Source organism: Peptidiphaga sp. (assembly GCF_057238965.1).
In genome coordinates, this window is record NZ_DBHHEV010000079.1 from 1 (window position 1) to 10,762 (window position 10,762).

The window sequence follows — 10,762 nt, forward strand, 5'->3', positions numbered from 1 at the left end:
CTCGGCCCGGAGGTCGGCGCGGCGCGTTCGATCTCCCAGATCAGCTCGGGGGTGAGCGCATGAGACTGACCGTCATCGGCTGCTCGGGTTCGATGTCCGGCAGGTTTTCGGCGGCGTCGGCCTATCTTCTCCAAGCCGACGGGGAGGATGACGACGGCAGGCTGCGCACATACTCGGCCGTCCTCGACTTCGGCCCCGGAGCCATGGGCCAGCCGACCTCGACGCGATGGTGCTCAGCCATCTGCACACCGACCATTGCGCCGACATCATCGGCATGCAGGTGTATCGGCGCTGGTTTCCCGGCGGGCCGCTTGCGCGGATCCCCGTCTACAGCCCGGGCGACGGGCAGTACCGCACCCGCCAGCTCGGCGGGGACCCAGACGAGGAGACCTACGAGGGCGAGTTCGAGTTCAAGCAGATCGGGCCGGGCGACGTCGTCGAAATAGGCCCGATGAAGCTTGAGGCTTTCGCCGCCGATCACACGGTGCCGTGCGTGGGGATGAGGGTGAGCGGGCCGAGCGACCTCGGCCCGGGCAATGCCACCCTCGGCTACACCGGCGACACCGACCTGTGCGACACGGAGGTGGAGATGGCCCGGGGCGTCGACCTCCTTCTCTCGGAGTGCGCGTTCGAAGACGGGCGCGACTCGGTGCGCGGCGTCCACATGACGGGTTCGCGCGCCGGCGAGCTCGCCCAGCGGGCGGGCGCGGCGAGGCTGCTTTTGACGCACCTGCAGCCGTGGACCGACCCCGAGGCGGTTCGGCGGAGCGCCGAGCGCGTCTACGAGGGCCCCGTGCGGGCCGTGCTTCCGGGCGAGGAGCACCGCGTCTGAAAGCGGTAGGATCGCACGCATGAGTCAACGAGCAGACGGCCGAGCCGTCGACGACATGCGTCCCGTGTCCATCTCCCGAGGCTGGCTCGACGCAGGCGAGGGCAGCGTTCTCGTCTCCTTCGGCAAAACAACGGTTTTGTGCGTCGCCTCCTTCACGGAAGGCGTTCCGCGCTGGCGCAAGGACACCGGCCTGGGCTGGGTGACCGCCGAGTACTCGATGCTTCCCCGCGCCACGGACGAACGCTCGTCCCGGGAGTCGGTCAAGGGAAAGATCGGCGGAAGGACGCACGAAATTTCGCGGCTGATCGGCCGCGCGCTGCGCGCCTGCGTCGACATGCGGGCACTCGGCGAGAATACTGTCCAGCTCGATTGCGACGTTCTTCGGGCCGACGGCGGCACCCGCACGGCGTCGATCACCGGCGCCTTTGCGGCGTTGGCCGACGCCGTCGATTGGGCTGTGGGGAAAGGGATCGTCAAACCGCGCAGGCCGGTTCTCAGCGACACGGTGAGCGCAGTGTCGGTCGGCGTCGTCGACGGCCGCCCGGTGCTCGACCTGCCCTACGAGGAGGACTCACGCGCCGACACCGACATGAACGTGGTCGCGACAGGCGCCGGCCAGTTCATCGAGATTCAGGGGACCGCCGAGCACGCGCCGTTCTCAAGGGGCGAGCTGGGGGAGCTTTTGGACCTCGCCGCGATCGGGACGGCTCATTTGGCCGCCGTCCAGAAAGAGGCGCTGACGGGCGACAACCCCATCGATCCTCGGATCGTCGCCGGATGGGAGAACCGATGAAGCTTGTGCTGGCCACCCGCAATCCGCACAAAGTCGCGGAGCTGCGCGCGATTCTCCTGCCGCTCCTGCCCGGAGCGCAGATCGTGGGCGCCGAGGCGTTCGACGTCCCCGAGCCGGTCGAGGACGAGGTGACCTTCGCGGGCAACGCCCTCATCAAGGCCAGACAGCTGGCGGAGGCGACCGGCCTGCTCGCCCTCGCCGACGACTCGGGCATCTGCGTGGACGCGATGGGCGGGGCTCCGGGGGTGTTTTCCGCGCGGTGGTGCGGAAGGCACGGCGACGACGCCGCGAACCTGGAGCTCTTGCTGGCGCAGATGGCCGACGTTCCGGAGAGGCATCGCGGGGCGTCCTTTGTGTGCGCCGCGGCGATGGCCGCCCCCGACGGGCGCGAGGAGGTCGCGGAGGGAATCATGCGCGGAAGCCTCCTCTTTGCCCCGCGCGGCGAGAACGGGTTCGGATACGACCCGATATTCAGGCCCGAGGGCCTCTCGGTTTCCAGCGCTGAGCTGACGCCGGAACGCAAGGAAGCCATATCGCACCGAGGAAAGGCATTTCGGGCGCTGGCCGCGAGGATTTAGGCGTCGCAGCCGAGCACGGCGAGGGCGCGGCGAAGCAGGGATGCGTGCGCGGGAATGAGCTCGGCTTGGAGCTCGCGCGTACGGGCCTCCCCGGGCGTGAACCACGAGAATTCGAGCGAATCGTCGCCCGGGTTGCAGTCGCCCTGCATGGGGACGATGTAGGCGAGGGAGACGGCGTGCTGGCGCGGGTCGTGCCAGCCTTCCCCCATGGGGAAGTACTCGCCGACGGTGAAAGGCGTGAGAACCGCCGGGATTCGGGGGAGCGCCATGGGGCCGAGGTCTTTGTCGATGTGCCGCGCGAGCGCCTCGCGGATCGTCTCATAGAGCAGGATGCGCCCGGACGGGAAAGCTCGGTTGATTCCTTCGTCGTCGGCGCACAAAAGCATTCCCACCGCTTCCAGGGCGCCCGCCTCGTCAAGGCGAACCGGGACGATGTCGACGTAGACCATGGGAACCTTTTCGCGGACGAAGCGCAGGTCCTCGGGCGGCAACCAGGGGCCGATGGCATCCGAATCGATTTCGCTCATGCGTTTAGTGTGCCAGGGAGATTCTGGCCGCCGCTTCCTGAGCGGAGGTTTTCTCGCCGGGTGAACGGGGCGGGGCTTGGGCGGTCGAAACGAGGCGGCAGTGGCAAGATAGTCGCATGGTCAAACTCGACGTCGGCGACATTGCGCCCGATTTCACCCTCCCGAGCACCGACGGCGACATCCGGCTGTCCGAGGCGCTGGGCAAGGCGGAGAAGGGCGTGATCGTCTACTTCTACCCCAAGGCGATGACGCCCGGATGCACAACCGAGGCGTGCGACTTCCGCGACAGTCTGAACTCGCTGAAAGGCGCCGGATACTCGGTCGTCGGAGTTTCGCCGGATTCGCTGGGCTCCCTGGAGAAGTTCGCCCGGCGCGGCGCCCTGAACTTCCCGCTGGCCAGCGATCCCGAGCGCGACGTCATGGAGGCGTACGGCGCCTTCGGCGAGAAGAAGAACTACGGGAAGATCGTGCGCGGGGTCATCCGATCGACGTTCGTCGTGGGCAAGGACGGCAAGATTCTCCTCGCCAATTGCAACGTCAAGGCCAAGGGGCATGTGGCGCGCCTGCGCAGGGAACTGGGGATCGACTAGCCGCTTTTCCGGCGATGGCCGGCGACGGCGCAACGGATGGGCGGCCTGCGTCGCGGCGCCGGAAGCGGCGGGCGTCTGCGATGCGTTTGCCGCTCAGTCGCGCCTCCGTCGGAAAAAGCGCTGGCGATGTGCCGGGCGGCCTGCGCTGAGAACGGCGATGGCCGGCGGCCCCGCGAGCCGTTAGAATATGGTGGCAGCGCGCGAGTGGCGGAATTGGTAGACGCGCCAGATTTAGGTTCTGGTGCCCTAGGGCGTGTGGGTTCGAGTCCCACCTTGCGCACGGGCGGCATTGAGGGCGTGTTCGAGGAGGTTGCTGTGCCGAGCAACAAGATGATCGGAGAGTTCTCGCAAAAACCTAAGACCGACGCGCACTGTCAGGCGATCGATGCGTACGTGATGGGCCTGGGCAGCGTCAAAAGAGAGCTTCGTTCTCAGCTCAGCTACTCGGTCAATCGGAAATTCCTCTGGATGTGGGCATATGAGAAAACCGGCGACGGAACGCTCTATCTCAATGTCGCTTTGGATCACAGGGAGGAATTTCCCGGAATTCACGGGGTCACCCAAGTCAGCGCCCGCCGGTGGAACCATCACGTCGTAGTGAAGTCCCTTGAGACGGCGAATAGCTCGTGGCTTCGGGAACTGATAAAGAAGGGATTCGAATTCTCCTGCCGATGACAGCAAACTTGGCGTCCGCCGTCGTCGCCTCATGTCGTCTCGGAATCGCCTCGGCATGGGAAACCGCCGTTGCCCCGGCATGGCCGGGCGCCTGGCCGCTTCGGGAGCGTCGCTCCTCGATGGGTTGGCCGCCGAGAATTCAGCCTCCGAACACGGCTTCGCGGACGCGCTCGACCGGCATGGCGACGTCGAGCCAGATTTCCTCGGCGATGGCGGCCTGCCACAAAAGCATTCCGAGCCCGTCGATCGGGGTGGCTCCGGCTTGGGCGGCCAGGGCGAGCAGCTTCGTCTCGCGCGGGTGGTAGACGGTGTCCACCACGGCCTGGCCGGGGCGGAGCCATTCTTCCCTGACGTTTGATTGGCTTTCGAGGGGCGCCATGCCCACCCGGGTGGCGTCCACGACGATGTCGGCTTCCCGCACGGCCCGTTCGAGGGCTGCCTCGTCGGCGACGTCGGTGAGCGTCAGATTCACGCCCGTGCGCTCGGAGAGCGCGGCGATTTTCTGCGACGTCGGCCCGAAGGACGCGTTGGCGCGTTTGAAGACGGAGACTCTCCCCGCGCCGTCGAGCGCGGCCTGAGTGTAAACCGCCGAGCCCGCGCCGCCTGCGCCGATGACCGCGACGACGGCGCCCGCCACGGCGAAGCCTCGCTCGGCGACCGACCGCAGCAGGCCCGCTCCGTCGGTGTTGTGGCCGATGAGCCGATCGCCCTCGCGCTTGACCGTGTTGACCGCGCCCATGAGCCGGGCCGCGGGGGAGAGCTCGTCGAGATGCTCGATCACGGCGGCCTTGCACGGCATCGTCACGTTGAAGCCCGCGAAGCCCATGGCGCGCGCGCCCGCGACGGCGGCGCCTATGGCCGAGGGGACGACGTCGTGGCACAGGTAGACGCAGTCGAGCCCGAGCTCGGCGAAGGACACGTTGTGCATGGCGGGGGAGAGCGAATGCTCCACGGGCGAGCCGAAAAGGGCAAACGCCTTTGTGCGGCCGGATATCATCGGGCCTCCTTCGACGAGGACGGGGGTTCGCGAAGCGACCGTGCACGCCGGTACGCGTTGAACGATGCGCTTGCGGGACGCCTCAAGGATACCTGCGCGCCGATCGGCCGTTATTTGAGAGGGTCCGCGTAGAGGCTTTCGACGACGTCGGCGTGGCGCTGGAGGACGTCGGCGCGCTTGACCTTCATCGACGGGGTGAGCAGGCCGTTCTCCTCCGTGAAGTCGCCGTTGACCACCGTGAATTTGCGGATTGACTCGGCGCGCGAAACCTGCTCGTTTGTCCGGTCAACCGCCCGCTGGAGCGCTTCGAGGACGGCCGGATGGCGAGCCGCCGAGGCGGCGTCCATGTGCGGCAGTCCGTGCCCGCGCAGCCAGCCGGGAAGCATGTCGGCGTCGAGGGTGATGAGCGCGCCGACGAAGGGGCGTTTGTCGCCGACGGCCACGACCTGTGAGATGAGAGGGTGCCCGCGCAGCTTGTCCTCGAGGACGGCTGGGGCGACGTTTTTGCCTCCCGCGGTGACGATGAGCTCCTTCTTCCTTCCGGTGACGGAGAGGAACCCGTTCTTGTCGATGGCGCCGACGTCGCCCGTGCGGAACCAGCCTTTCTCGAACGCCTCGGACGTGGCTGAGGGGTTGTTGTGATATCCGGGGAAAACGTGCGGGCCCTTGAGGAGGATTTCGCCGTCGTCGGCGATTTTCACGGCGGTTCCGGGAAGGGGCTGGCCCACCGTGCCCATCTTGAAGGCGCCGGGGCGGTTGGCGGTGGACGGGCCGGAGGTCTCGGTCAGGCCGAAAGCCTCGATGACTGAGAGGCCGATGCCGCGATAGAAGTGGCCGAGCCATTTGCCGAGGGGAGCGCCCGCCGATATCGCGTACCGGCAGTTCGAGCCCAGGGCGGCGGTGATTTTCTTCCACACGAGGGCGCGCGCGAGAGCCCGCTGGAGGAGGAACAGCGGCCCGTGGAACCTCTTGCGCGAGTTGCGCACGGCCACATGAGCCGCCCAGCGGAAGATTTTGAGCCGCAGCCCGCGCACCTTTGCCTCGGCCGCGTTGTAGACCTTCTCCAGGACCCGCGGCACGCACAGGAGGGCCGAGGGCTCAAAAGACTGGATGTCGCTCAGCAGGTGTTTGACGTTGGGGACGTGCGCCACCCGCCCGCGGCCGGCGACGGCGAAGTAGAAGACGACCCTGGCCATGACGTGGGCGAGGGGGAGGAAGAGGAGGATTCTGCTGTCGCCGCGGTCGATGATCGGCCCTTCGGCGGCGAGCGTGGACATCGTGATCGCCGCGATGTTGCCGTGGGTCAGCTCGACGCCCTTCGGGTTTCCGGTGGTGCCGGAGGTGTAGATGATCGTCGCCGTGTCCCCGCCGGTCAGCGCATTCTTCCTCTCCAGCACGCGAGCCTCGTCGATTCCCGAGCCGGCCGCGTACAGCTGTTGCAAACCGTCGCTGTCGTAGACGAGCGTCGGCATGAGGCCGGGCGTCTTCACAGAGTCGACTGCGGCGGCGTGTGCGGCCGAGTCGGTCAGGACGAGGCGGACGTCGGCGTCGGAGACGATCCAGCGGATCTGTTCGGCCGAGCTCGACTCGTAGATCGGAACCACTGTGAGGCCCGCGTACAGGGCCGCCATGTCCAGCAGGCTCCACTCGTAGGAGGTCGCGCCGAAAATCGAGACCGCCTCGCCAGGTTTCAGGCCGAGGCCGATGAGCCCGCGGGCCGCCTGGATCACGTCCGACTCGAACTCGGCCGCGGTGATCTTCACCCAGGAGGCGCCGATCTCCGTGCGGCGTTCGATGCACACGCCGTTAGGGGCCTTCGCTGCGCGTCGGGCGAGGAGCCACGGCACGGTCATATGGGATTTGACGGCTGCAACTGGCTTGTCGGACCACGATCCGTCGCGATGTTTCTTCACGGGCGCTCCTGACGTTGGGGTGTGGCATTGGGAGAATACACGGCCAGGCTAGCCTTTTTGGAACTGCGTTACACATCGACGTCTGGCCCGCCGAGTGCGCGAGACGCATCTCACGCTAAAATCCCCGTATGAAGATTGCACGAATCGGGCTCGACCAGGGCCCGCGATACGCCGTCGTCGACGAAGACAGCGACGAGCTCATCCTCCTCGCCGACGATCCGCTGTTCGGCGAGGGCAAGCCCACCGGCCAGCGGCTCAGGCCCGAAGACGTCCGGCTGGTCTCTCCGATGATTCCGCGCTCGAAGGTCGTCGGCTTCGGCGGCTCCTATTCCGACGGCGAGCCCCCCGCCTCGACGGACGACCTCCTCGTCTTCCTCAAACCCAACACCTCCGTCGTCGGGCCGGACGACCCGATCGTGCTTCCGCCCCACCTTCCCGAGGTCGTGCACGAGGTCGAACTCGCCGTGGTCATCGGGCGCGTGGCCAAAGACGTTCCGCCCGAGCGGGCCCACGAGGCGATCCTCGGGTACACCGTCGCCGACGACGTCACCGGAGTCCACGCGGACCTCGCCGTCGCCAAGGGGACGGACACGTTCTGCCCCGTCGGCCCGTACATCGAGACCGAGCTCGACCCGTCCGATCTGGCGCTGGCCTCGCGGATCGACGGCGAGCTCTCGCGCGAAGGCCGCACGTCGCAGCTCGCCTTCTCGATTCCCGAACTCGTCTCGCACGCTTCGAAGATGTTCACCCTGCTGCCCGGGGACATCGTGCTGACCGGTTCGCCGGGCGTGCGCGGCGTCGAGCCGCAGATCGCGTCGGGCCAGACCGTCGAGGTCGAATGCGAGGGAATCGGAAGGCTCCGCAATCCCGTCATCCGGCGGTGAGGCCGCCTTTCCGGAGACGAGGCTGCATTCGCCGCTGAAACCATGGGCGCCAAAGGCGGCGGTGCGGGCGAGGCTGAAACAATGCCGAAGGCGGGTGAAGGCGCGGATCAAAAAAACGGATGGAAAAGGCGTGTGGCGCGGCAAACGAGCCGCGCCACACGCCTTCCGATTATGCAGCAGCCGTCGGGCAGTCTTCAGTCGTTGCGCCTGCGACTGGACGTCAGGACGTGCCGCTCCAGGGGCGTGCACACGAGCAGGGCCAGCAGCGTCAGCGCAAAACCCACGCCCAAGACTCCTGCGAGCTGTATGAATGCAGCGTTCGACGGCGTCTCGTCCATGAAGCTGATGACCAGGAAGCAGCCCAATCCGGCGCCGATCACCGAGGTGGCTGCCAAGGGGCCGAGAACCTGGTGAAGCCTGCTGAGCGTGAAGACGCGGAAGGGGAATCCGACCTTCGACAGGGCAATCGTCTGATCCGCCCTCTCGAAGACCAGGCTCGCCTGGTTCGTGAGCGAGGACTGCGCCGCGACGGCGAATCCAAAGGCGAGGGTGATCCACACGCCGAACTTGATGTCGCGGAGCGCCCACTCGAACCCGGGGTTGGTGCTGTCTGGGGCAGCGCTCACAAAGCCCGCGACGAAGCACAGGAGCGCGACTCCGCCGACCGTCCGCCACACGGCGCGCGGATCGTCCAAAAGGCGTCGAACGGCGAGCAGACGCGGCACCGAGGAGGTTTTCGTCAGCGGCCGCGCCGCGACCTGAAGCAGCCACGGCCCGACCAGCGAGAACGCCGCGACGAAGAGCCCGACGAAGATTCCCACGGACACGAGCGCGGAGGTTTCCACCCTCGAGCCTTCACGGCTGCTCGACCAGTAGACAAAGGCAAGACCGGCGACGATGAAGAGAACCAAGCGCCACATTTTCAGCGCTTTCGGCGTTTCCCTGCGCGTGACGCCGAGGGGGGAGATGCGCACCTTTTGCAGGCCGACGACGGTCGAGGCCATGGCGATGAACAGCAAAACGGCGAGCAGCCCGAGCATGGCCGCTATCGGGAGCATCATGAGCGAAGTGTCGATGGAAACCTTGAAGAAGCTGGCGTTGCCCCAGGCGGGAAGCGTGGCGTAGTAAAGGACGACGCCGGCAACCGCGCCGATGAGCCATTGGGCGGCCGTTTCGACGAGGGCCATTCGGACCGTCTGCGAACCGGTCACGCCGATCAGGCGCAAGGTTGCGAGCCTGCGGGCGCGGGCCTGCGCGCCGGGCCTCGCGGCGGAGGACCCGAGCGCGAAGATCGGGATGACGAGCAGCGCGCCCGCCACGACCGACAGAAGGTAGTACGTGAGCATCGCATCGGCGTTGTGCTCGCCGATCGCCCGAATGATTCTCGCGGGCCTTTCGTCGTTCAGCGTCTTGAACATCCAGATGCCGCCGGCCACCGTCAGGGCGATGAGGGTCGACAGGGCGAAGGAAACCACGGCCAGAACGTCCAGCCATGCCGCTCCGGATCGCATTTTTATCCTTGCCATGGCAAGGCGGGGGGCGAGTCGCGTCGTCGGGCTCATGAGCGGACTCCCTTCGCGGTCGTGTCGGCGTGGATGCGTCCGTCGCGAATCTCGATGAGCCTGTCGCACCAGGCCGCGACATTGGGATCGTGGGTGACCACCACGAGGGTGGCGCCGCCCATGCGCGCCGTCGTCGTCAGAATCTGCATGATTTCGTGCCCGGTCGCCTGGTCGAGCGCGCCTGTCGGCTCGTCGGCGAAGACAACCGAAGGCGACGAGGCCAGCGCCCGCGCCACGGCTACGCGCTGAGCCTGCCCGCCGGACATTTCGCCCGGCCTCCTCTTGCGCTCGGATTCCAGCCCGACCTTGGTCAGCCACGAGTTAGCCTCCCTGATGGCGGACCGACGCGAGGCTCCCGCGAGCATGAGGGGGAGGGCGACGTTCTCGTTTGCGGGAAGCTCGGGCACCAGCTGGCCGTCCTGGAAGACGAATCCGAAGGCCTTCAGCCGCAGGCGCGAGCGCCCTGCGTCGTTCAAACTCGTGACCGACGTTCCGCCGACGGTTATCTCGCCGGATGTCACGGGGAGTATCCCCGAAAGGCAGTGCAGGAGAGTCGACTTGCCCGAGCCGGACGGGCCCATGACGGCCACGGACTGTCCGGCGGGAATCGTGACGTCGACTCCCGCGAGCGCCTTGACGGCGCCGAAGTTCTTTACCAGGTTTCGCCCTGTCAGGGCCATGTGCGTTGCGTTCATGTTTCCATTGAACAGCGAATGCGGCAGGCGGACCATGGTGCTGCGTATGGAAAGAAGGTAGAGCCAGCTCTACTGTTTTTCAGCGGTGCGGCCGGGCTCCGCCGCCTGCGCCGGAGGATTTGCGCGGCGTCGAGGCGGGACATTTCTCCACGGCGAGGTAGGGTATCGCCCATGGGAAAGGAACAGACGGCGCGGGTGCGCAGGGCGGTCGCCCGGGCAGTCGCGGAGTCCGTGGCGGCGGCGCTGGCTTCGACGGTTCTCGCTTTTCCCTTCCTCATCGGATTGGCGTCGGCGATCGCTTCCGGCTCGCCGGGCTACGTCGTTTTTGTAGCCTACGGCGGGGGGACGGCCTTTATCGCGGCGCTCGCGGTGCGGGCCGCGGTCAGAGCCGTCCGCCGCGCCGCCGAGAGAATCCAGACGGTCTACGGGCGGGTCAGCCCCGAAGAACTCGCCGAGCTGACCGAATCGCGCCGCGAAATCGTGGCCGCATTCGAGATCGAGCGCCGCCGCATCGAGCGGGACCTTCACGACGGCGCGCAGCAGTACCTCGTCACCGCCTCTATCGACGTCGGCGAGGCGGACTTGCTTTTGGACTCGGCGATCGCGGACGGGGCCGTGGTCCCGGAGAAAATGGGCGAGGTCCGCGCGCTTTTGGGCAAGGCGCAGGACGACGCCGAAAGCGGCCTGCGCGCACTGAGAAGGACGGTAGCAGGGAT

The 10,762-nt window shown here is 67.1% G+C and carries 11 protein-coding genes, 1 tRNA gene and 1 pseudogene; 8 read left to right on the forward strand and 5 right to left on the reverse strand.

Translation table 11 applies throughout. The annotated features are described in order from the left end of the window. Positions 1-59: 59 nt before the first annotated feature. The 3 genes and pseudogenes from ACO48X_RS08995 (at position 60) to rdgB (ending at position 2,203) form a co-directional block, all read left to right on the forward strand. Positions 60-832, forward strand: a pseudogene (locus ACO48X_RS08995) (MBL fold metallo-hydrolase). Between the two features lie 19 nt (positions 833-851). After that, complete coding sequence (gene rph / locus ACO48X_RS09000; RefSeq protein ID WP_485001753.1) at positions 852-1,625, forward strand: ribonuclease PH; 774 nt, start codon at positions 852-854, stop codon at positions 1,623-1,625. Continuing rightward, positions 1,610-2,203: an RdgB/HAM1 family non-canonical purine NTP pyrophosphatase gene (gene rdgB / locus ACO48X_RS09005; RefSeq protein WP_485001754.1), complete on the forward strand. Its 594-nt coding sequence runs from the start codon at positions 1,610-1,612 to the stop codon at positions 2,201-2,203. The genes rph and rdgB overlap by 16 nt, the downstream gene beginning before the upstream one ends. Here the strand turns inward: rdgB and ACO48X_RS09010 are convergent. Further along, on the reverse strand, positions 2,200-2,730 hold the full coding sequence (locus ACO48X_RS09010; protein WP_484992609.1) for a DUF4916 domain-containing protein: 531 nt from the start codon (positions 2,728-2,730) through the stop codon (positions 2,200-2,202). The two genes, rdgB and ACO48X_RS09010, sit on opposite strands and share 4 nt — an antisense overlap. A gap of 116 nt (positions 2,731-2,846) precedes the next feature. Between ACO48X_RS09010 and ACO48X_RS09015 the strand changes: the two genes are divergently transcribed. The 3 genes from ACO48X_RS09015 (at position 2,847) to ACO48X_RS09025 (ending at position 3,995) form a co-directional block, all read left to right on the forward strand. Then, positions 2,847-3,320: a peroxiredoxin gene (locus ACO48X_RS09015; RefSeq protein ID WP_485001755.1), complete on the forward strand. Its 474-nt coding sequence runs from the start codon at positions 2,847-2,849 to the stop codon at positions 3,318-3,320. Positions 3,321-3,518: 198 nt separating this feature from the next. Beyond that, positions 3,519-3,600, forward strand: a tRNA-Leu gene (locus tag ACO48X_RS09020). Beyond that, positions 3,594-3,995, forward strand: coding sequence for a DUF5655 domain-containing protein (locus ACO48X_RS09025; protein ID WP_485001756.1), 402 nt, complete (start codon positions 3,594-3,596; stop codon positions 3,993-3,995). Before ACO48X_RS09020 ends, ACO48X_RS09025 begins: the two co-directional genes overlap by 7 nt. Positions 3,996-4,134: 139 nt before the next feature. Here the strand turns inward: ACO48X_RS09025 and aroE are convergent, their stop codons facing one another. Together aroE and ACO48X_RS09035 are read right to left on the reverse strand one after the other, a co-directional pair. Next, a complete protein-coding gene (gene aroE / locus ACO48X_RS09030) occupies positions 4,135-4,992 on the reverse strand; it encodes a shikimate dehydrogenase (RefSeq protein WP_485001757.1) in 858 nt (285 codons plus the stop codon). A 110-nt stretch (positions 4,993-5,102) separates the two neighbouring features. Beyond that, positions 5,103-6,905 (reverse strand): AMP-dependent synthetase/ligase, encoded by a 1,803-nt coding sequence (locus tag ACO48X_RS09035; RefSeq protein WP_485001758.1) that lies wholly within the window; start codon positions 6,903-6,905, stop codon positions 5,103-5,105. Positions 6,906-7,033: 128 nt separating this feature from the next. Between ACO48X_RS09035 and ACO48X_RS09040 the strand changes: the two genes are divergently transcribed. Continuing rightward, positions 7,034-7,789 carry a fumarylacetoacetate hydrolase family protein gene (locus tag ACO48X_RS09040; protein ID WP_485001759.1) on the forward strand — a complete coding sequence of 252 codons (756 nt, stop codon included), beginning with the start codon at positions 7,034-7,036 and terminating at the stop codon, positions 7,787-7,789. A gap of 194 nt (positions 7,790-7,983) precedes the next feature. On the opposite strand, the gene ACO48X_RS09045 is transcribed toward ACO48X_RS09040, so the two are convergent. Both ACO48X_RS09045 and ACO48X_RS09050 read right to left on the reverse strand, forming a co-directional pair. Then, a complete protein-coding gene (locus tag ACO48X_RS09045) occupies positions 7,984-9,300 on the reverse strand; it encodes an FtsX-like permease family protein (protein WP_485001760.1) in 1,317 nt (438 codons plus the stop codon). A gap of 47 nt (positions 9,301-9,347) precedes the next feature. Continuing rightward, positions 9,348-10,046: an ABC transporter ATP-binding protein gene (locus ACO48X_RS09050; RefSeq protein ID WP_485001762.1), complete on the reverse strand. Its 699-nt coding sequence runs from the start codon at positions 10,044-10,046 to the stop codon at positions 9,348-9,350. A gap of 171 nt (positions 10,047-10,217) precedes the next feature. On the opposite strand from ACO48X_RS09050, the gene ACO48X_RS09055 reads away from it, so the two are divergent. Continuing rightward, the coding region (locus ACO48X_RS09055; protein ID WP_485001763.1) for a histidine kinase at positions 10,218-10,762 on the forward strand (545 nt) is incomplete at its 3' end.